The sequence below is a fragment of the Shewanella sp. Shew256 genome, from assembly GCF_002196695.1.
In the GTDB taxonomy this organism is placed as follows: domain Bacteria; phylum Pseudomonadota; class Gammaproteobacteria; order Enterobacterales; family Shewanellaceae; genus Shewanella; species Shewanella mangrovisoli.
In genome coordinates this window covers 205878-227430 of record NZ_NAJR01000005.1, presented here as the reverse complement: position 1 = coordinate 227430, position 21553 = coordinate 205878, and the positions used below count along the sequence as shown (strand labels likewise).

Genomic DNA, 21553 nt, shown 5'->3' with positions numbered 1-21553 from the left:
GCATGTTACTTATTTGTTATTTCTCTATATTCTAAGACATAACTTTGACACAAGCCTAAATAATTGACACTCGGCATTGCACTTAAGCTATGACACATTCCCATGATTTTCGCCGCCAAGTTCCCTATTTGCGCTTGCACAAACGCATCTTGGTCGCCGTACTTCAGTAAAATTTGTCTCAGGAGTAAGTATAAAACCTTAAGAGCATCAATGATTTGTTGTTCACTTATCGTTAACAAACTAGCACACAGATGGCCTGACGACAAACTTTGCGCCCAATCTTTGCGAAAACCTAGCAAAGTTTGATAGCGACTCAGTTGTGTTCCATCTGTCTGCAAACTTTCGGCCAACTTTAATGGGCCGCCGACCACACTCAAACACCAAGTCACATCCTCTTGGATCTGACAGTGCTGAATTAACCAGTTTTTGATCAATATCTTAGACGGCGCCACAAAGGGAAGCCGCTGGCAACGGCTGCTGATCGTTGCCATTAAACGCGCAGGCGTATCGGAATGTAATAGCAGTAAAGTGTCTTTGCCAGGTTCTTCAAGCGTCTTGAGTAACGCATTGGCAGAAGCAGAGTTTAAGCGCTCGCTGTGGTGAATGATGGCGACACGCCGACCACTCTGCTGGGCGGTTGCACTCAGGCGAGTACACAGCTCACGGATTTGGTCGACTTTAATTTGATGACCATCGGCCTCAATTTGATAAAAATCAGGGTGATTACCCGCATCAAATAGCTGGCAGGACTTACAAAAACCGCATCCGCCCGCAGGAGTGGGTTGTGAACACATGGCGGCGCGCGCCATAAACACACTCAAGAGTTCACCGCCATAGGCGGAATCGATACCTACGAGTTGCGCGTGGGGGACTTTTTGGGTTTGTAACTGGGTTAAAAACGCCTGTCTTGGCGCGTCGAGCCAAGGCAGGGTCAATACATCAAATCCGCTTTGCGTTACCATGCCATCGCCTGTAACACGGCCAGAATATCTTTATGCACTTCGGCCATGGTTTGGCTAGCATCGATGACGACAATCCGCTCATCTTCGCTGGCAAGCTTGAGGTAAGTTGCGCGCGCCCGTTCAAAAAAGTCGATGGCTTGTTGCTCGATTCTATCAAGCTCGCCCCGCTTTGCTGCGCGCTGCAGCCCAAGCTTTGGGTCAAGGTCAAGATAGAGGGTTAAATCGGGTTTAAAACCTTTGAGCGTCGCGTTACTCACGGCTTCCACTAAGGGCATTAAGCCACGTCCACCGCCTTGGTAAGCTAAGGATGAAAGATTGTGTCTATCCCCTAACACCCACTTGCCTTCTGCGAGCGCGGGTTTGATCACATTGGCGACGAGCTGAGCTCTGGCGGCGTAGATCAATAAACACTCGGACTCATCACACAGAGGATCGCTTGGGTCGGCAATTTTGACTAAGTCACGAATGCGCTCGGCCAGCGGCGTACCGCCTGGCTCGCGGGTGCACACGGGTGCAAGGCCAGTATGTTTTTCAATAAAATCGCGAATAAGGGCAATCGCACTCGATTTGCCTGCGCCTTCCAGTCCTTCAACAACGATGAATTTGGCGGATGCTTGGGTCATTTTTTCTTTCTCTGATAAATATCGACGGCGCGGTTATGCTCTTCCAAGGTGGTGGAAAACACATGGGTGCCATCGTTGCGCGACACAAAATACAAATAACTGACCTTGGCAGGTTTAGACACCGCCTGCAATGACGCCTTACTTGGCGCAGCAATCGGCGTTGGCGGTAAACCGAAAATCCGATAGGTGTTAAAGGGGGTCTCTTCGACGAGATCTTTACGGGTAATATTGCCTTTAAACCTGTCACCCATGCCGTAAATCACCGTTGGATCGGTTTGCAGCTTCATCCCCAGATTGAGTCGATTGATAAAGACGCCAGCTATTTGATCGCGCTCGAAGGCTTGGCCAGTTTCTTTCTCAACAATCGATGCCAAGATCAGCATCTGGTAGGGCGATTTGAGTGGTAAACCGGGCACACGCTCCGCCCATGCTTTGGCAAGCTCCTGCTCCATCATCTTATAACTTTGGGTCAGCAGCGCCTTAGCATCGCTATCGGCAGTGTAATGATAAGTATCGGGGAAGAATTTACCTTCGGGCAGCGCCGAATCATCGCCCTGCTCCATCAATACCGCACTAAAGACCTCGGGGGACAACTGTAAATGCGGCGCACTCGCGAGTTGTTGTTCCCACTCGGCAATGGTTTTGCCTTCGACTAAAGTCAGGCTAAAGGTTTTCACCTTGCCATTAACTAAATCGTTGAGTAAGTCGGCAATCGACTGCGAAGGAGACATCTCGTAAAGACCGGTACGGATCTTCGCCAGCTCTGGGCGCAATCTCAGTAACCATTTGAGTTTCCATTTGTCTTGGATAACACCATCGGTTTCTAACTGCTGCGCTAATTGGTGCACACTGGTGCCACGGGCAATGGTTAATTCTTTGGCTTCGGTTAAGACTAAGGGGGTTTGGCTGTAATCAATAATCGTTCGATAGCCCCAATAACCAACCAAACAAGCTAAGGTCAGCAAGGTCAACAAAGTAGAACTTGCGATCAGAATGATTTTTTTCATAGTGAGAGTGAAAGTGTTTGTCTAAGATCTGCTGTCAAAGGAGAAGGAGTAAAAGTGTGCGAGTCAATCGCCAGCACATCCACTACGCCTAAGACGCTGTTAGTGATAAATGCCGAGTCAAACTCCACTAAACGCTCGGCGCCAAACGGCAAACAATCGATGTTCATCTGCTGTGCTAGTAAGGCTAACATAACTTGCTCGCGCATCACACCCGCAACACCGCAGCGTTCCAACGATGGGGTAATCACTTGATTGCCTTTGACAAAAAAGATATTGGCCATCGAAGACTCTATCACCTGCCCAGCGCAATCCAGCACCAACCAATCATCAAAACCCTGTGGTAAGGGCTGGGATTTGATCAACACTTGCTCGAGGCGATTAAGGTGCTTTATGCCCGCCAATAAGGGTTGATGGCCTAATTGGACCGCTGACGTCGCAAGGCGAATGCCCTGTTGCTGCCACAAAGCATATTGGGCAGGAATTGGATGAACTGAGACGACTTCAGTGACTTGAACCACCTCTGGCGGCGCATAGCCGCGGCCACCCACGCCCCGCGTGAGCATCAATTTAATACAGTGCTGTGGGTATTGCTTGGCGAGAGTATCGAGTTGTTGGCTTAGGGCTTGACTCATTTGCCAGTCGAACCCTAGCCGCGCAGCGCCAGCCGTTAGACGGGCTTGGTGCTGCTCAAAAAACAAAACGCCATGCGCATCGGTTCGCATCGTGGCAAATAGGCCATCACCATAGGCAAGCCCTCTGTCCATGGGAGCAATGCTTGCCTGTGATACCCCATTAACCCAAATCAAGGGTATTAGTCCTGACTGATACGGCTGGCGACCGCATCTTGCTGATCTTTATATTTCGCGTTTTTACGCTTGTTATAAGGACGCGCCACTGGGCCGCTTAAACGTTCAAAGTTTAATGCACCAATGGTCATCCGTGGACGCAGCGCTAAAGGCAACTTACCACTGTTATAAAACTCGAGCACGATTTTACCCTGCCAACCTGGATCAATCCGGTGCGCAGTCACGTGCACCATCAGACCTAAACGCGCCAGTGAAGAGCGGCCATCGAGCCAACCGACGATATCGGCGGGCAACGTCACGCTCTCATAGGTCACGGCGAGCGCCAATTCACCAGGATGCAGGAAGAAGGCTTCGCCGTCAGGGATTTCGATAATTTCGCTCATCACCCGATCAAGCGCCGCCTGCACTTCCGTACTCGGACCACTCAGGTCGATAAAAGGCGCGGTATGATCTTTAAAGACGCGAAATTGCCCCCCTAATCGCACATCGACACTCACACCAGAAATCGCATCGTTGCTTGGGCGAGGTTCAATCACAATCGAGCCGTTATCAAGGGCCTGTTCAATTTCGATATCGGTTAAGCGCATCTTGCCTTTTACTCCCTGAGTTTTAGTCGTTATTTTGCCAGTAGGTGTTGAATACGAGTCTTTAAAATATCGGTCGCGATACGGTTTTTACCGCCACGAGGCACGATAATATCAGCGTATTGTTTTGAAGGTTCAATAAATTGCAGGAACATAGGACGCACTGTCTTCTTGTACTGTGAAATCACCGATTCCATCGTACGGCCACGCTCGGCCACGTCGCGGGTTAAACGGCGCAGGAAGCAAATGTCCAGCGGCGTATCCATAAACACGCTCGCATCCATCAATTCACGTAATTTAGGGTCTGTTAACAGCAGAATGCCTTCTAAAATGATCACTTTTTTCGGTGTCATTTTCACAGTTTCGGCCATACGCGTATGTTCGGTATAGCTATAGCAAGGAATATCAACAGCTTCGCCAGACTTGAGCAACTGCAAGTGCGTGCATAGCAGCTGATGGTCTAACGCCTTAGGATGGTCGTAGTTTGTTAACACACGTTCATCCATGGATAAATGACTCTGATCGCGGTAGTACGCGTCTTCGTTAATTACCCCAATCTGATCTGTGCCTAAATCGCGGCGAAGTTCGTCAAAAATCGTCTTGGCAATTAAACTCTTGCCCGATGCTGACGCGCCAGCAATTGCAATAATGACACACTGCTGAGAATTCATACCCTTAAACCTTACTCGTCATCTGATACGCTAATAGAAACTGTTTTTTGACTCTGTTTGAGAGCCAATTCGGCGCCCACTTTACGGGCAATTTCCCGATAAAGTGCTGCCACTTCACTGTCAGGCTCGGCCACAACCGTCGGCGCACCCACATCCATGGCTTCACGGATATTGATGTGCAGCGGTAAGGCGCCTAGCAATGGAACTTGATAACGCTCGGCCATTTTACTGCCACCGTGCGTACCAAATGGGTGTTCTTTATGACCACACTCGGGGCATAAATGGAAACTCATATTCTCAACAATCCCAAGGACCGGGATATTCACCTTTTGGAACATAGTGATGCCTTTCTTGGCATCGGCCAGTGCGATGTCCTGCGGCGTTGTCACAATCACAGCGCCACTCACTGGCACTTTTTGTGACAGGGTTAATTGAATATCACCAGTCCCCGGCGGCATGTCGACCACTAAATAATCCAATTCAGGCCACTGGGTTTCATTGAGCAGCTGCACAAGCGCGCCCGCCGCCATAGGACCACGCCATACTGCGGCTTCATCACCACTTAACATAAAACCAATAGATTGGGCGGCAATGCCATGAGCACTGGCGGCGCTCATGTGTTTACCATCGAGGGAAACGGGTCTGAAGTTGGGGATCCCGAGCATTAAAGGCACGGAAGGACCATAGATATCGGCATCTAAAATACCCACCTGGGCACCTTCTGCCGCAAGAGCTAAGGCAAGGTTAACCGCTGTGGTCGATTTACCCACACCGCCTTTGCCTGATGCGACGGCAATCACTTGCTTCACATTGGCAATCGGTGCGATAGAAGCAATCGCCGAATACACTTTTGGTTGGAAATCGATTTCGCACTCAACTTCGTCGATGGCATCCAGCACCGCGAGTTTGTTGGTGAGAGCCATAACAGTATCACGGTATTGGGTCATGCAAGGGTATGGATAGACTAAGCCAAGCTGCAAACGCTTACCTTCAATCGCCAATTTATTCACGCATCCTGCGCTCACTAACCCCTTAGCTAAATACGGGTCGATATATGCATCGAGAATGGCCAGAACGGGCCCGAGAAGATCGTCACTTAAACGATAATCAGTTTGAGTTGAAGACAAAAGAATTACCCCCACCAATAAATTTGCCCAAGTGTACCAGATAATGACAAAAACATTAGCGCAGATTTAACCCAATCGACTCAGGTTTTGATGAAAATCATCCTGTAATCGGTTAGTATCTCTACCATTATTTTTGGCCCACCACGATATTTGAGACAAGATGGCAACTTCACTACGTAAAATTCTCGTGACCAGCGCACTTCCCTACGCGAACGGACCGATTCATTTAGGTCACATGCTGGAATACATCCAGACGGATATCTGGTCGCGTTATCAAAAGCTTCGTGGACATGAGTGCCACTATATTTGTGCCGATGACGCCCACGGCACACCGATTATGCTCAAGGCGCAGCAATTAGGCATGGCGCCTGAAGAAATGATCGCTCAAGTCAACAAAGAGCATCAGCAGGATTTCGCCGATTTTAATATCGCCTTCGATAATTATCACAGCACCCACAGTGAAGAAAACCGCGTGCTGGCGAGCGATATTTACTTAAAACTGCGCGCTAATGGCTATATCAAGAGCAAGAGCATTTCGCAGTTATTTGACCCTGAAAAGTCGATGTTCCTGCCAGACCGCTTCGTCAAAGGCACCTGCCCTAAGTGTAAATCACCGGATCAATACGGCGACAACTGTGATGCTTGTGGCGCAACTTACAGTCCAACTGAGCTGATTAACCCTAAATCTGCCGTATCGGGCGCGACACCTGTGATGAAGGACACTGAGCACTTCTTCTTCGACTTACCTGCCTTCGAAGACATGCTCAAAGAGTGGACTCGCTCGGGTGCACTGCAAACCGAAATGGCCAACAAACTCGACGAATGGTTCGAACAGGGTCTGCAGCAATGGGACATCACCCGCGATGCGCCTTACTTTGGTTTTGAGATCCCAGATGCACCGGGCAAATACTTCTACGTGTGGTTAGATGCGCCTATCGGCTACATGGGCTCATTCAAAAACCTCTGTGACAAACGCCCCGAGCTGAGCTTCGACGAATTTTGGGCTAAAGATTCTAAGGCCGAAGTTTACCATTTTATCGGTAAAGATATCGTTTACTTCCACAGCCTGTTTTGGCCGGCCATGCTCCATGGCTCGGATTATCGCCAACCTAACAGCGTCTACGCCCACGGTTATGTAACGGTCAACGGCGCTAAAATGTCTAAATCTAAGGGCACCTTTATTAAGGCGCGCACCTATTTAGACCACTTAGATCCTGAATACTTACGCTACTACTACGCCGCCAAACTGAGCAGCCGTATCGACGATCTCGATCTGAATTTAGAAGACTTCGTACAACGCGTAAACTCAGACTTAGTGGGTAAGCTGGTGAATCTTGCGTCTCGCACCGCTGGCTTTATCACTAAGCGTTTCGATGGCAAGTTGGCCAAGATTGCCGACACCACGCTTACGGATGCGTTTTTAGCTAAGCAAGAGCAAATCGCCGAGTTCTATGAAACCCGCGAATACGGTAAAGCAATGCGCGAAATCATGGCATTGGCCGATATCGCCAACGGTTTTGTCGCCGACGCAGCACCTTGGCAGTTAGTGAAGCAAGACGATCAACAGGAAGCGGCGCACCAAGTGTGCTCGAACGCGCTGAACCTGTTCCGTATTCTGGTCACTTACTTAAAACCTGTGTTGCCACGTTTAGCCCAGGACGTTGAAGCCTTCTTCCAACAGACCTTAACTTGGGACGCGCTAAATCAAGATATGGCGGGACACGAAATTGCACCGTTCAAAGCCATGATGCAACGTGTTGAATTAGACAAGGTTAACGCCATGGTGGCCGACTCTAAAGAAAACCTGCAAGCCACGAGCGAGCCAGAAGCACCTAAGGGCCCACTGGCGACCGATCCGATTAGCGACACCATCAACTTTGAAGATTTCGCTAAAATCGATCTGCGTATTGCGCGTATCGTCAAAGCCGAGCATGTGGCCGAAGCCGACAAACTGTTAAAACTGCAATTGGATATCGGCGGCGAGACCCGTCAGGTATTTGCAGGCATTAAATCGGCCTACTCGCCAGAAGATCTCGAAGGTAAGCTGACTGTTATGGTCGCCAACCTTGCGCCACGTAAGATGCGTTTTGGTATGTCAGAAGGCATGGTACTGGCAGCAGGCCCAGGTGGTAGCGATTTGTGGATTTTAGAACCCCACGAAGGCGCACAACCTGGCATGCGTGTGAAGTAAGCTAGGCTAAACACGAGTCAAGCTACTGCAAAATTGATATAAGGCCGCATTTAATGCGGCCTTATTTGTTGGTAAAAACATCCCGTTACGCTTTTCTGGAAGTGTAAGTTGATGTGCTCTCGACAAGCGACTCACTGTGCGACACTATCGCGCCTGTGGCTAAGCGTTAATCGCGAGGCGGCAATCACAAGTAGTCATGGTTGAGTTGTAATTGCTGTTGTAATCACTTTTGTAATCGTTAAGCCGCACGGTTTCAGCGGCAACGCACTATGGAATTTTCGAGGAGAAGTTATGGGCAATATCATTGAGCAGCTGTTGTTTTCTGCTTCAATAACCGGTCCCATCTGTTTAATGTTAGCCTTAGGCGTGATGCTTAAACGCACCCAAGTGATTGATGAGCACTTTATTGATGTCGCCTCTAAGCTGGTTTTTAATGTCACCCTGCCCGCGCTGTTGTTCCTCAGCATCATCAGCTCGCATCACGATCTTGCCGCCAGTGCGCCATTAATCGGTTATGGCTTATTAGCCAACTTACTGTTTTTTATCCTCTCGACCTACGCGACGAAACGATTTTTCCCCGAGCCGAAGGATCAAGGCGTCATCATTCAAGGGGGATTTAGAGCCAATACCGCCATTATCGGCTTAGCCTATGTCTCTAATGCCTACGGCGAATCGGGCGTTGCCTTAGCGGCCGTTTATGTGGCGTCCATGACGCTGCTCTACAATATTCAAGCCGTAATTTGTTTAAGCCCACGGGGAGAGGAGTCGAGCCGCCGCGCCTTTGCGGTGATCATTAAAACCATCACTAAAAACCCGCTGATCATTGCCATTATGCTCGGCATGCTGTTTTATCTGCTGGCGATCCCTGTGCCTAAAATGGTCCTCGATGCCGGACAATACTTTGCTAATATGACGCTGCCCTTAGCACTGCTGTGCACCGGCGGCTCACTGGATATTGGATCACTCAGGCATGAAAAGTATTCCACTTGGTTCTCGACCGCCTTAAAACTGATCTTTGCTCCACTATTTATCACCCTAGGAGCCTTGATACTTGGCTATCGCGGTGTGGAACTGGCCTTAGTGTTTTTGATGAGCGCCGCACCCACGGCGGCGGCAAGTTATGTGATGGCGCGGGCCATGGGGGGAAATGCCACCCTAGCCGCCAATATTATCGCCCTCACCACAGTTTGCTCACTGCTCACCTGCACCTTAGGCATTTTTATCCTGTCGACCCTAGGACTTATTTAAACTGAGGTTTATTCAAACTTAGGGCTGATTTGAACTTAGGGTTAATTTATATAAGACAAAGGCGAGCATGGCTCGCCTTTCAGTTACTGAATGTCGATAAGGCAACGCCATTAGACAGGGTTAGCGATATCCACAAAATGGTGCACTAAATTAAATTCGCGGGCGAGATGACGCCCCAGCGCCTCAATGCCAAAACGCTCGGTCGCATGGTGACCCGCAGCATAGTAGTGGATACCCTGCTCCACCGCACTGTGGAACGTCCGCTCGGACACTTCGCCACTGATAAACGCATCGACCCCAAGGCTTGCGGCAATATCGATATAATCCTGAGCGCCGCCGGTACACCAAGCTAAGTGCTGGATTTCATCCGAACTTTCTCCAATATGCAGTGGCGTTCTGCCGAGCACCTCACCTAAGGTCGCGGCAAATTCACTGGCACTGACGGGTAAATCCAGTTTGCCACGCCACACGAGCCCCTGCGCCACATCTTCAACCGCTTCGGCATCGAGGATCCCAAGTTTGCGGCCAAGTGTGGCATTGTTGCCCAACATAGGATGAGCATCTAAGGGCAAGTGATAGCCAAACAGGTTGATATCATGGGCGAGTAAGGCTTTGATCCGGCGCTGCTTCATGCCAGTGATCACCTCAGGTTCACTCTTCCAGAAAAAGCCATGGTGAACCAAAATCGCATCGGCTTTGAGGCGGATCGCTTCATCAATTAACGCTTGGCATGCCGTCACACCTGTCACTATGGTGCGGATCTCTGCTTTCCCTTCAACCTGTAACCCATTCGGGGCGTAATCCTTAAAGGCCGATACGCGCAAAAAATCGGCTAAATATTGGGTTAATTCTGTCCGTGTCATTTTATCACCGTTTACACTTTTGTATTGATTATAGGCAGTTACGCTTAAGTTTGTACTTTATCACATGGCTAAATCAACGCGAACCCCACCTTGCAGGTACACCACACGTACCCTATCCCCCGCATTGAACACCATGCCGGGATCATAATCTTGGATCACCATGACTTGCGTGCCATCTTCCTGAGTGATCATCAGCTCCACTAGCTTAAGTGATTGCACTGTGGTGCCACTGCCATAACGATTGCCAACACCAGCACCAATCAACGCCCCCAATACTGTCGCGATATCTTGGCCTGAGCCGCCACCAAATTGATGACCAATCACCCCGCCCGCTAAGGCGCCGCCAAAGGTTTTCCAACCTTGGTTTCTGTCTTCAATCAATTGAGTTTCGGTGATATTTCGTACTGAGTTGATATCGCCATAGAGGACTTTTTCGACCGGCACCGCCTGATTACGATCGTAGCCTGCTTGCACGGGAGAAATCACTAAAGCACAAATAAACATAAAGCTCGCTAGTGTAGGTTTCCACATATCCGAATTTCCGCTAACTTAATATAAGGGTCTATTACTGAATCATACGCAATTGTGAACTCACTGTCTTTTCTGAATCACGAATTTGAAGCTTTTCCTTCGCCCGAACTCGCCCTAACCGATCCAAACGGTTTATTGGCGATAGGCGGTGATCTCCGCCCTGAACGTTTATTGACCGCCTATTATCACGGCATTTTCCCTTGGTTTAACGCCGACGATCCCATTTTGTGGTGGTCACCGGATCCCCGCGCCATTTTTATTCCTAGCCAAGTGAATATCAGCACCAGTTTACGGAAATATTTAAAAAAGCAGCCCTGGCGTTTCACCATCAACCATGCCTTTACCGATGTAATGGCGGGTTGTGCTCAACCTCGGCGTAAACAAGCCGGCACTTGGATAACCCATGAAATTCAAATGGCTTATCGCGAGTTACACCATAATGGCCATGCCCATTCCGTCGAAGTCTGGCACGGCGAGCGTTTAATTGGCGGACTTTATGGCATTGCCATCGGCCAAGTCTTTTGCGGGGAATCCATGTTCCATCGCGAAACAAACGCATCCAAGGCGGCCATGGCGGTGTTGCAACAGCATCTCATCAAAATGAATTTTAAACTGATTGACGCTCAGGTGATGAATCCCCACCTTGAGAGCTTAGGGGCCAAACCGGTCAAGCGCGCTGATTTTATTCAACTCTTAACTCAGTTTAGGGATAAGCCAGTCAATCCTGCGGCTTGGATACCAAGTGAGGTCACACTTGAACTCTAACGCGAGTAACACGCCCATCGCCATTGGGATCAGCCAAATCTTTCCCTGCAGCTATCTGGATGGACAGCAGGAACAATTATTGGTGATCCAAGAGGAAACACTCGACCCGATTTTATTTGATCGCCTATTAGCCATAGGTTTTCGCCGCAGTGGCAGCGCCATCTATAAACCGCGCTGTCCTCGTTGCAGTGCCTGTCAGCCGATTCGCCTGCCGATTAATGAGTTTATGCCTTCTAAACGGCAAAAACGCACCTTAGCCCATAACCGCGATTTAACTTGGCGTATTACCTCTGAGCATACCGAGGCTCAATATGCCCTGTATGAAAAATACATCCGTGAGCGCCACTTCGATGGCCCTATGTTCCCCCCGAGTAAGTCACAGTATGAGCAATTCTTATTTTGCCATTGGCTACCGCCAACCTTTATCGAAGTCTATGATGGTAATCGACTTTTAGCGGTTGCAGTCACAGATACACTCCCTAATAGTTTGTCGGCCATTTACAGTTATTTTGACCCCGACGAAGAACGCCGCTCACTTGGCTCACTGCTGATTTTACTCCAGTGCCGCTTAGCAAAATTACAGGACAAAGAATTTCTGTATCTCGGATATCAAATTGATGCCAATCGAAAAATGTCCTACAAGCGCTTATACCGCCCTTACCAGATTTTAACCCCCCAAGGCTGGGAGTATTCCCAAGTTTGCTAGGCACTTCCCCTTTACAGCAAGGTGAATTTGCGGCATGATACGCCCGTTTTTTATATTCGAAGGCTAATGGGATAACTAATTAATGGCGAAAGAAGACAACATTGAAATGCAAGGCACTATCCTTGAAACCTTGCCAAACACAATGTTCCGCGTAGAGCTTGAAAATGGTCATGTGGTGATAGCCCACATTTCTGGCAAAATGCGCAAAAACTACATCCGCATCCTGACTGGTGACAAAGTTACCGTTCAGTTGACTCCTTATGATCTGACCAAAGGTCGTATTGTCTTCCGCGCACGCTAATAGTACCCCTTAGTTGAAAAACCCGGCGAGGCCGGGTTTTTTTGTTGGCGAAAGATCAGAAAAATGGCTGCAATTGCAGCCATTTTTATTGGATTTCAAAGCGTTTACGCTTTGCTGGTACTCTTCTCATGCCGTTCGGTGTGGATAACGATTTCCCCTTCCTTCGCATCAACATGGGCAATACCGCCATGCTCAAGCTCACCGAAGAGGATTTCATCCGCTAACGGACGTTTGATAAGCTCTGTCACCACTCGTGCCATTGGCCGCGCGCCCATGCTCTTATCATAGCCTTTCTCGGCGAGTAAGGTTCTGGCTTCATCGCTAACTTCCAGCACAACATGTTTCGCATCCAGTTGCGCCTGCAATTCCACCAAGAATTTATCCACCACTTTGGCAATGATGGTCATGTCTAGATGGTTGAACCAAATGATGGAATCTAAGCGGTTACGGAACTCAGGCGAAAAGACCCGATTGATTTCCGACAGGGCATCTTGGGTATGATCCTGCTGAGTAAAGCCAATGGACTTACGGATCGTTTCCTGAACCCCAGCGTTTGTCGTCATCACTAAGGTGACATGCCTAAAGTCCGCCTTGCGACCGTTGTTATCGGTCAAGGTGCCGTGATCCATGACTTGCAGCAACAGGTTATACACATCGGGGTGAGCCTTCTCAATTTCATCGAGCAGCACCACGCAATGGGGATTCTTAATCACAGCATCGGTCAATAAACCACCTTGATCGTAGCCCACATAACCTGGAGGCGCACCAATTAAGCGAGAAACTGTATGGCTTTCCATGTACTCAGACATATCGAAACGCACCAGTTTCATGCCAAGGCAACTGGCTAACTGATTGGTGACTTCTGTCTTACCAACCCCTGTTGGGCCTGCAAATAAGAAGCTGCCCACAGGCTTTTTATCGGTACCTAATCCACTGCGAGATAAGCGAATCGCCGAACTTAATGACTCAATCGCCTTATCTTGACCAAAGACTACCATCTTGAGATTGCGCTCAAGATTACGCAGTAAGTCTTTGTCCGTAGCAGACACAGACTTTTCTGGGATCCGAGCAATCTTAGCCACTATGGTTTCAATCTCGGTCTGACCTATGGTTTTCTTACGTTTGCTCTGTGGCAACATGGCCATGCGCGCACCCGCCTCATCGATCACATCGATGGCTTTATCGGGTAAATGCCGGTCATTGATGTGTTTTGCCGACAGCTCAGCCGCGCTGTTAATCGCCGCTTGGGTATAACGCACCCCGTGGTACTCTTCGTACTTGGCCTTGAGCCCCATCAGAATTTTCGTGGTTTCGGCCACTGAAGGCTCATTGATATCAACCTTTTGGAAACGACGCGCCAATGCTCGGTCCTTCTCAAAAATACTTTGATATTCTTGGAAGGTGGTAGAACCCATGCAACGCAAGTTGCCGCTCGATAATAACGGCTTAAGCAGGTTCGACGCATCCATCACCCCACCCGATGCGGCGCCCGCACCAATGATGGTGTGAATTTCATCGATAAATAAAATGGCATGCTTATCGGCGCTAAGCTCCTTAAGCAGACTCTTGAAACGTTTTTCAAAATCGCCACGGTACTTAGTGCCAGCAAGCAAGGAGCCTAAGTCGAGGGAATACACCGTCGCCTGCGACATCACCTCTGGCACTTGATTATTGACGATTCGATAGGCCAAGCCTTCGGCAATCGCGGTTTTACCCACGCCCGCTTCACCCACTAACAGCGGATTATTTTTACGGCGACGGCATAAGGTTTGAATTGCCCGCTCAATTTCTTGATCGCGGCCGATGAGTGGATCGATAATCCCTTGTTTTGCAAGCTGGTTTAGATTGCTCGCAAACTGTGACAACATGCTACGCTCTTCACCCGCTTCGGTTTGATCTTCGATGCGTTCGTGATCTTGATGGGCGTCGCTGTCCTCATTTTTTGAAAAACCATGGGAAATATAGTTCACCACATCTAAACGGCTGATGTCGCTACGACGCAGCAGATACACAGCTTGGGATTCTTGCTCACTAAAAATGGCCACCAGCACATTGGCACCAGTGACTTCATTGCGGCCCGAAGACTGCACATGGAAAACGGCCCGTTGCAGCACCCGTTGAAACCCAAGCGTTGGTTGGGTTTCTTTATCATCATCCATATCCGCAATGATTGGGGTGGTTTGTTGGATAAAGCTTGCTACTTCATCTCTGAGTTTATCTAAATTCGCTCCACAGGCGATTAGCGCTTCTTGAGCCGCAGGGTTGTCTATCAGAGCCAATAACAGATGTTCAACTGTCATATACTCGTGACGTGCCTCTCTGGCTTGCTGAAACGCCAGATTTAAGGTGACTTCCAGATCTTTGTTCAGCATAAGCACCCCCAAAATTAACAACTGACAACAGAGTAAGCGCGGTTAAGCCTTCTCTAACGAACACAGTAACGGATGTTGGTTTTGTCTTGCAAATTGATTTACTTGTATCACCTTAGTTTCTGCAATGCCGTAGGGGAAAATCCCGCAGATACCCTTTCCCTGGTGATGAATAGTCAACATGATATCTGTGGCTTCCTGCTCATTCTTGCGAAAGAAGATTTGCAGCACTTCGATCACAAAATCCATTGGAGTGTAATCGTCATTATTGAGGATCACCTTATACATCGAAGGTGGCATTAACTCAGATTCCACACGCTCTTCAACGTGTTCTATGTTTCCTGTCTTACCCATTTTTTAATACTAGCCTCTCGTGTTGGCCTCTTCCAATTGCTATCTTCAAATTAATTAGTTGTTACCTCTTTGTTAATTTTAGCTTGACTTCCGCTTTTACTCCTTACATTCTGTAGCTCAGACGGTGAAACAATCCCGTCTATACAGGTTTTACTATCTTACTGGTAAGTAGACAACAGAAGGAAGTGGAAGTATGGCAAGCGGAACTGTTAAATGGTTCAACAACGCCAAAGGATTCGGGTTTATTTGCCCTGATCAAGGTGGCGAGGACGTTTTTGCACACTATTCTACCATTGAAATGGAAGGCTATAGAACTCTAAAAGCAGGCCAACCAGTTCAATTCGAAGTAGAACAGGGTCCAAAAGGAATGCACGCTTCAGCCATTTCACCAACAAAATAACGTTTGGTGAGGCCAATGATCTAAAAGGCAGGGATTATATCCCTGCCTTTTTATTGGGCGATTAATAGCTTTCTTGAAGATTGAATGTGATAAAAAAGGCCTGCAATGCAGGCCTTTTCAGTATTAATGCTAAGTTAACGATAAATCGTTAAGCAATTAATAACTTGTTCAGTGTCTCGCTTGGGCGCATGGCTTTTTCAGCTTTTGCCGCGTCTAAACGATAGTAACCGCCTAAATCCACTGGCGCACCTTGCGCATTGTTTAGCTCAGCAACAATCACTTGCTCATTTGCGCTTAACGCGTGCGCTAATGGGATAAAGTGAGCTTGTAACTGCTCATCTTTGGCTTGAGCGGCTAACGCTTGTGCCCAGTACATCGCCAGATAGAAATGGCTACCACGGTTATCCAGCTCACCAACGCGTCTTGATGGCGACTTGTTGCTATCTAAGAACTGCCCGATGGCTTGATCTAAAGTATCCGCCAGTACTTGTGCCTTAGGATTACCCACAGTTTGGCTTAAATGCTCTAACGAAGCCGCTAAAGCCAGGAATTCACCCAGAGAGTCCCAACGTAAGTGACCTTCTTTTTCAACCTGTTGTACGTGTTTAGGCGCACTACCGCCCGCACCCGTTTCGAACAGGCCGCCACCATTCATTAACGGCACGATAGACAGCATCTTAGCACTGGTACCCAGTTCGAGAATTGGGAACAAGTCAGTCAGATAGTCACGCAGTACGTTACCGGTAACAGAAATAGTATCTTTACCTTCTTTAATGCGTACTAATGAGAAACGAGTCGCTTCTTCTGGTGACATGATGCTGATGTCTAAACCGTTAGTATCATGCTCAGGCAGATATTGCTTCACTTTAGCAATCAGCTGCGCATCGTGGGCACGATTGGCATCTAACCAGAATACCGCAGGAGTATTGCTTAAACGTGCACGGCGTACAGCTAATTTCACCCAGTCGCGAATTGGCGCGTCTTTAACTTGGCACATTCTCCAAATATCGCCCGCTTCAACGTTGTGGCTCATTAACACTTTGCCACTGGCATCAATCACGTTAACCACGCCATCCGCTGGGATTTCGAAGGTTTTATCGTGGCTACCGTATTCTTCGGCTTTTTGCGCCATCAGACCAACGTTTGGCACGCTGCCCATAGTGCTAGGATCGAAGGCACCGTGTTCTTTACAGAAAGCGATAGTTTCTTGATACACACCCGCGTAGCAACGGTCTGGGATCAGCGCTTTAGTGTCGTGCAACTTGCCATCAGGACCCCACATTTGGCCTGATGAACGAATGGCCGCAGGCATAGAAGCATCGATAATGATGTCGCTTGGCACGTGTAAGTTGGTGATGCCTTTGTCAGAATCCACCATCGCCAGCGCTGGGCGCTCAGCATAAACGGCGGCGATATCCGCTTCAATTTGTGCACGGACATCGGCAGGTAAACTAGCGATTTTGGCATATACATCGCCAAAGCCGTTGTTCACATCAACGCCTAACTCAGCAAATAATGACGCATGTTTATCAAACACAGGTTTGAAGAACACTTTGACTGCGTGACCGAACATAATGGGATCGGACACTTTCATCATGGTGGCTTTAAGGTGCAGTGATAACAACACGTTTTCGGCCTTGGCATTGGCGATTTCACGCTCAAAGAAGCTAACTAGGGCTTTTTTGCTCATCACTGACGCGTCGATGATCTCACCAGCTAGCAGTTTCAGGCCAGATTTCAATACCACTTCTTGACCGTCTTTTTGCGACAGTACGATGTTAACTGTGTCTGCGTTAGCCAGCGTCACTGACTGCTCGCTACCGTAGAAGTCACCTTCACTCATGTGAGCAACGTGTGATTGAGACTCTTTGGTCCACTTACCCATTGAGTGTGGGTTTTTCTTAGCGAAGTTTTTCACTGACAGCGGCGCGCGGCGATCAGAGTTACCTTCACGCAGTACTGGGTTTACCGCACTGCCTTTGATCTTGTCGTAACGGGCTTTGATAGACTTTTCTTCGTCAGTCTTTGGCTCGTCAGGATAATTTGGAATGTCGTAACCTTTCTGTTGCAGCTCTAAAATACAAGCTTTTAACTGCGGGATTGAGGCACTGATGTTTGGCAGTTTGATGATGTTAGCTTCAGGTTGGTTCGCTAATTCACCTAGCTCAGCTAAGTGATCGCCAATCTTTTGCGCGTCAGTCAGTTTTTCAGGGAAATTAGCAATCACACGGCCCGATAAAGAAATATCACGGGTTTCAACCGCAACACCCGCCGCATCGGTAAAGGTTTTGATGATAGGTAACAGAGAAAGCGTTGCCAGAGCTGGTGCTTCATCGGTTTCGGTATAAATAATTGTTGGTGAGTTATCTTTCATGTTACATCCTACATTATTGTAAAATTTAATATTTTTATAATAATTTTATATCATGACGAACAAACATTGGCACGACGGAATTCTCTATCGAGGCAATCGTGAACGCCTCTGCTACCTCAAAACCCGCGGCAACATCCTCTTTGCGTTCGCCAACGTGGGTAAATCGACTCATTAATACCTAACAAACATTTAGGCGTAGATCACATTTTCAGGCCGACATCATAGAGCATTCGCAGTAATATTCAAATTCCACTAACGGCGAATGCCAAGTACACTGTGTACAGATTATTTATACACGTCCTCAAACTTTTTAGTTCGGTCGTCAGCTTACAGCGACTATTAGCCACAGCATGAACAAAAACAGCACGCCAGCAACCGCATCCAGCCCACGCGCCAGCGGGAAACGTACATCTATAGGGCGCACCAATCCGGCGGATAACCGCAATAGCGCCAAGAAACCCCATACCTTCGCCAAGAATGCCAAGCCAAGTTTACAGCAAGGGGCAAACACCAAGCGAAACAATGCTGAGCGCAGCGGCGCCAAGTCTCGCCCGCAACAGCGCTCAACGGCTGCACGCACAAAACCCCAAGGCGAGCCGATGATCGTCTTATTTAATAAGCCGTTCGATGTCCTATGCCAATTTACCGATGAGCAAGGCCGTAAAACCTTAAAGGATTACATCCCTATTCCGGGAGTGTACGCCGCAGGACGATTGGATCGCGACAGTGAAGGCTTGTTACTCCTCACCAACGATGGTCAACTTCAGGCCAAACTGACGGAACCGAAAAAGAAAACCTTTAAAACCTATTGGGTTCAAGTCGAGGGAGAACCCACGGATGCGGATTTAGCAAAATTGCGCCAAGGGGTTGAATTAAAAGATGGTATGACACTCCCCGCTAAGGTCAGCATCATGGCGACGCCGAATGTTTGGCCGCGTAATCCGCCGATCCGTGAGCGAAAAAACATCCCTACCACTTGGCTGGAGATTCAAATCCATGAAGGACGCAATCGCCAAGTTCGGCGGATGACGGCCCATATTGGTTTTCCAACCTTAAGACTCATTCGTTATAAAATAGGCCAATGGAGTCTAGATGATTTAGCCACAGGTGAGCATAAATGCATCCAAGTGACTCAAAAGGCAGAATGATTTAACAACACTGCGAATGCAATAAACAGGATGTCATTGTGCCCAGCCAACAGATAAAAAGGTGATTAGCGTGGCAGAAAAACTCAGATACAAACCCAATGTGACTGTGGCCTGTATTATCCACGCTCCTACCGAAGATAAGTATCTGTTGGTAGAAGAGTGGATCGATGGCGAGCAGCGCTTTAACCAGCCCGCCGGACATTTAGAAGCGAATGAGAGTCTGATCCAAGCCTGTAAACGTGAAGTGTTCGAAGAAACGGGGCTTACTCTTGAGCCCCAAGGTTTAGTGGGGATTTATCAGTTTAGTGCCAGTGAAGCCCTCGCTTTTGTGCGCTTTACCTTTTTTGTACAAGTCGATGCATTGCTCCCCACTCAGCCACAGGATGCGGATATTGATGCCGCCCATTGGCTGAGCTTTGAGCAAATCGAGGCCAAAACGCAACAGCTTCGCAGCCCATTAGTGCTCGATTGCCTAAAGGATTACCGCCATCAACAGCAACAGGGGCAAACCTATTCCCTCGAATTACTCAATAGTCAGCGTCTGACGGGATGTCAAAGATAGCCCCAAGCGACAAGGCGTGTTAGAATACGCCCCCGCGTAAATTCGCGATTCAACACGGCATTTAAGCGCTGTTTTAGCAAACACTCGCTCGATGAATCGCCCGCTTGTCTGCCATCAAACACAGTCTAAGCGAAGACGCAGATTTTAACGTGAGAGTGACCCACTAAGGTGAGTCACTCTCGCGGCTAACCAATACATATACTCAATGGTTTTTAGGATCTATGACATCAATCGAACCCACTCATACAGGAAAAAAAGTCATTGTCGGCATGTCCGGCGGTGTTGATTCATCTGTTTCAGCCTATTTGCTTATGCAGCAAGGCTATCAGGTTGAAGGCCTTTTCATGAAGAACTGGGAAGAAGATGACAACGACGAGTATTGCGCGGCCGCCGAAGATTTAAAGGATGCTCAAGCCGTATGCGACAAGCTTGGGATCAAACTGCACACGGTCAACTTTGCCGCCGAATATTGGGACAATGTGTTCGAGTACTTCCTCGCCGAATACAAGGCGGGTCGTACCCCTAACCCCGATATCATGTGCAACAAAGAAATCAAATTTAAAGCCTTTTTAGACTTTGCCGACGATATCCTCGATGCCGACTACATCGCCATGGGCCACTATGTGCGCCGCCGCGATAATGCCGATGGCACCACGCAAATGCTACGCGGCGTCGACAACAACAAAGACCAAAGCTACTTCCTGTATACCTTAAGCCATGAACAAGTGGCGCGTAGCCTGTTCCCCGTCGGTGAACTTGAAAAGCACGAAGTGCGTGAAATTGCTAAAAAAATGGGCTTAATTACCCATGATAAGAAGGACAGCACTGGCATTTGCTTTATCGGTGAACGTAAATTCACTGAGTTCTTAGGTAATTACTTACCAGCGCAACCAGGCAATATCGAAACCGCCGAAGGCGAAGTCATTGGCAAGCATCAAGGCTTGATGTACCACACCTTAGGCCAACGTAAAGGTCTAGGCATTGGTGGCATGAAAAACAGCAATGACGATCCTTGGTACGTGGTCGATAAAGATCTAAAACGTAATGTCTTAGTGGTTGGCCAAGGTGGGCATCACCCACGTTTGATGTCAAACGGCATGTTCGTCAATCAATTGCATTGGGTCGACCGCAAAGGTCCCGCCGAAGGCAGCCAGATTGTGGTGAAAACCCGTTACCGCCAGCAGGATATCCCCTGCACCCTAACCTATCTTGATGATAATACCCTCAAGGTGGTGTTTGACGAGCCTGTTGCCGCCGTGACCCCTGGCCAGTCAGCGGTATTTTACGATGGCGAAGTGTGCCTAGGTGGCGGGATAATCGATCAACTGATCCGAGGATAAGCCGTGAACGAGCAGCTCCATAATCGCACCATGGCCTTTGCAGGAATACTGCAGGCCATTGCGCAAGTTCAGCATTTAGCCCGTCATGGTGAGAGTGACACGGATGAGCTGGCGGCCAGCTTAAACACTATTTTAGTGACCGACCCGGAAAGCGCCGCCGATGTCTATCAAGACAAGGCCGCCCTGCACAAAGGTTATCAGTTGGTGTTAAACCAACTTGGCGACAGCAGTCAAAAGGATGTGGAAATCACCCGCTATCTGGTCGGCATTTTGGCACTTGAACGTAAATTAACTCGCTCGAACAGCGGGTTAGCCATGCTTGCCGAACGCATCAATCAAGTGAATCGTCAGCTACATCATTTTGCGATCACCGACGAGCAAGTCATTGCCAATCTGGCCAGTATTTATAGCGACATTATCAGTAATCTTGGACCTAAGATTCAGATCTCAGGCAACCCACTGTGCCTGCAACGTCCACTGGTACAACACAAAATTCGCGCCCTGCTGCTAGCAGCCATGCGCAGCGCCGTGTTATGGCGACAACTGGGCGGTAAACGTCGACACTTAGTCTTCGCCCGTAAAGCCATCATAGACACAGCCAAGAAAAGTCTTACCCTATAA

General features: G+C 48.5%; 22 protein-coding genes. 10 read left to right on the top strand and 12 right to left on the bottom strand.

Annotated elements, in window-relative coordinates:
- Positions 1-5 precede the first annotated feature (5 nt).
- From holB to apbC, 7 genes are read right to left on the bottom strand one after another with little or no spacing between them, the layout of a single operon-like run.
- Complete coding sequence (gene holB, locus B5P39_RS11540) at positions 6-962, bottom strand: DNA polymerase III subunit delta' (protein WP_088211610.1); 957 nt, start codon at positions 960-962, stop codon at positions 6-8.
- Positions 956-1585: a dTMP kinase gene (tmk, locus tag B5P39_RS11535; protein ID WP_023267341.1), complete on the bottom strand. Its 630-nt coding sequence runs from the start codon at positions 1583-1585 to the stop codon at positions 956-958. Before tmk ends, holB begins: the two co-directional genes overlap by 7 nt.
- The gene (gene mltG, locus B5P39_RS11530; protein WP_088211609.1) at positions 1582-2592 is read right to left on the bottom strand and encodes an endolytic transglycosylase MltG; all 1011 of its coding nucleotides are present in this window, start codon (positions 2590-2592) and stop codon (positions 1582-1584) included. Before mltG ends, tmk begins: the two co-directional genes overlap by 4 nt.
- Positions 2589-3398: an aminodeoxychorismate lyase gene (gene pabC / locus B5P39_RS11525; protein ID WP_088211608.1), complete on the bottom strand. Its 810-nt coding sequence runs from the start codon at positions 3396-3398 to the stop codon at positions 2589-2591. The genes mltG and pabC overlap by 4 nt, the downstream gene beginning before the upstream one ends.
- 5 nt (positions 3399-3403) lie before the next feature.
- Complete coding sequence (gene dcd / locus B5P39_RS11520) at positions 3404-3985, bottom strand: dCTP deaminase (protein WP_011622434.1); 582 nt, start codon at positions 3983-3985, stop codon at positions 3404-3406.
- A 29-nt stretch (positions 3986-4014) separates the two neighbouring features.
- The gene (gene udk, locus B5P39_RS11515; RefSeq protein WP_011072566.1) at positions 4015-4653 is read right to left on the bottom strand and encodes a uridine kinase; all 639 of its coding nucleotides are present in this window, start codon (positions 4651-4653) and stop codon (positions 4015-4017) included.
- An 11-nt stretch (positions 4654-4664) separates the two neighbouring features.
- Complete coding sequence (gene apbC, locus B5P39_RS11510) at positions 4665-5780, bottom strand: iron-sulfur cluster carrier protein ApbC (RefSeq protein WP_088211607.1); 1116 nt, start codon at positions 5778-5780, stop codon at positions 4665-4667.
- 160 nt (positions 5781-5940) lie between these two features.
- On the opposite strand from apbC, the gene metG reads away from it, so the two are divergent.
- Both metG and B5P39_RS11500 read left to right on the top strand, forming a co-directional pair.
- Positions 5941-7971: a methionine--tRNA ligase gene (gene metG / locus B5P39_RS11505; RefSeq protein WP_088211606.1), complete on the top strand. Its 2031-nt coding sequence runs from the start codon at positions 5941-5943 to the stop codon at positions 7969-7971.
- A 291-nt stretch (positions 7972-8262) separates the two neighbouring features.
- Complete coding sequence (locus B5P39_RS11500; RefSeq protein WP_023267346.1) at positions 8263-9219, top strand: AEC family transporter; 957 nt, start codon at positions 8263-8265, stop codon at positions 9217-9219.
- A 110-nt stretch (positions 9220-9329) separates the two neighbouring features.
- On the opposite strand, the gene B5P39_RS11495 is transcribed toward B5P39_RS11500, so the two are convergent.
- Both B5P39_RS11495 and B5P39_RS11490 read right to left on the bottom strand, forming a co-directional pair.
- Positions 9330-10082 carry a Nif3-like dinuclear metal center hexameric protein gene (locus tag B5P39_RS11495; protein ID WP_088211605.1) on the bottom strand — a complete coding sequence of 251 codons (753 nt, stop codon included), beginning with the start codon at positions 10080-10082 and terminating at the stop codon, positions 9330-9332.
- 60 nt (positions 10083-10142) lie between these two features.
- Positions 10143-10613: a glycine zipper 2TM domain-containing protein gene (locus tag B5P39_RS11490; RefSeq protein ID WP_069455124.1), complete on the bottom strand. Its 471-nt coding sequence runs from the start codon at positions 10611-10613 to the stop codon at positions 10143-10145.
- Between the two features lie 54 nt (positions 10614-10667).
- On the opposite strand from B5P39_RS11490, the gene aat reads away from it, so the two are divergent.
- From aat to infA, 3 genes are all read left to right on the top strand, one after another.
- Entirely contained in the window at positions 10668-11378 is a 711-nt protein-coding gene (gene aat, locus B5P39_RS11485; protein ID WP_088211604.1) for a leucyl/phenylalanyl-tRNA--protein transferase, read from the top strand.
- Entirely contained in the window at positions 11368-12084 is a 717-nt protein-coding gene (locus B5P39_RS11480) for an arginyltransferase (protein WP_086903586.1), read from the top strand. Before aat ends, B5P39_RS11480 begins: the two co-directional genes overlap by 11 nt.
- An 82-nt stretch (positions 12085-12166) precedes the next feature.
- Positions 12167-12385 carry a translation initiation factor IF-1 gene (gene infA / locus B5P39_RS11475; protein ID WP_006081934.1) on the top strand — a complete coding sequence of 73 codons (219 nt, stop codon included), beginning with the start codon at positions 12167-12169 and terminating at the stop codon, positions 12383-12385.
- Between the two features lie 104 nt (positions 12386-12489).
- Here infA and clpA read toward each other — a convergent pair whose 3' ends face one another.
- Together clpA and clpS are read right to left on the bottom strand one after the other, a co-directional pair.
- On the bottom strand, positions 12490-14757 hold the full coding sequence (gene clpA, locus B5P39_RS11470) for an ATP-dependent Clp protease ATP-binding subunit ClpA (RefSeq protein ID WP_088211603.1): 2268 nt from the start codon (positions 14755-14757) through the stop codon (positions 12490-12492).
- Between the two features lie 42 nt (positions 14758-14799).
- Positions 14800-15108, bottom strand: a complete 309-nt coding sequence (gene clpS, locus B5P39_RS11465; RefSeq protein WP_011622425.1) for an ATP-dependent Clp protease adapter ClpS — start codon at positions 15106-15108, stop codon at positions 14800-14802.
- A gap of 193 nt (positions 15109-15301) precedes the next feature.
- Here clpS and cspD point away from each other — a divergent pair, with 193 nt between their 5' ends.
- Positions 15302-15508: a cold shock domain-containing protein CspD gene (gene cspD, locus B5P39_RS11460; protein WP_011072576.1), complete on the top strand. Its 207-nt coding sequence runs from the start codon at positions 15302-15304 to the stop codon at positions 15506-15508.
- A gap of 148 nt (positions 15509-15656) precedes the next feature.
- Here the strand turns inward: cspD and B5P39_RS11455 are convergent, their stop codons facing one another.
- Entirely contained in the window at positions 15657-17882 is a 2226-nt protein-coding gene (locus B5P39_RS11455; protein WP_088211602.1) for an NADP-dependent isocitrate dehydrogenase, read from the bottom strand.
- A gap of 350 nt (positions 17883-18232) precedes the next feature.
- On the opposite strand from B5P39_RS11455, the gene B5P39_RS11450 reads away from it, so the two are divergent.
- From B5P39_RS11450 to hflD, 4 genes are all read left to right on the top strand, one after another.
- Positions 18233-19030, top strand: coding sequence for an rRNA large subunit pseudouridine synthase E (locus B5P39_RS11450; protein WP_176399925.1), 798 nt, complete (start codon positions 18233-18235; stop codon positions 19028-19030).
- Between the two features lie 70 nt (positions 19031-19100).
- A complete protein-coding gene (locus B5P39_RS11445) occupies positions 19101-19592 on the top strand; it encodes an NUDIX hydrolase (protein ID WP_088211601.1) in 492 nt (163 codons plus the stop codon).
- A 221-nt stretch (positions 19593-19813) separates the two neighbouring features.
- Positions 19814-20932 carry a tRNA 2-thiouridine(34) synthase MnmA gene (gene mnmA / locus B5P39_RS11440; RefSeq protein WP_055648406.1) on the top strand — a complete coding sequence of 373 codons (1119 nt, stop codon included), beginning with the start codon at positions 19814-19816 and terminating at the stop codon, positions 20930-20932.
- A gap of 3 nt (positions 20933-20935) precedes the next feature.
- On the top strand, positions 20936-21553 hold the full coding sequence (gene hflD, locus B5P39_RS11435; RefSeq protein WP_011716765.1) for a high frequency lysogenization protein HflD: 618 nt from the start codon (positions 20936-20938) through the stop codon (positions 21551-21553).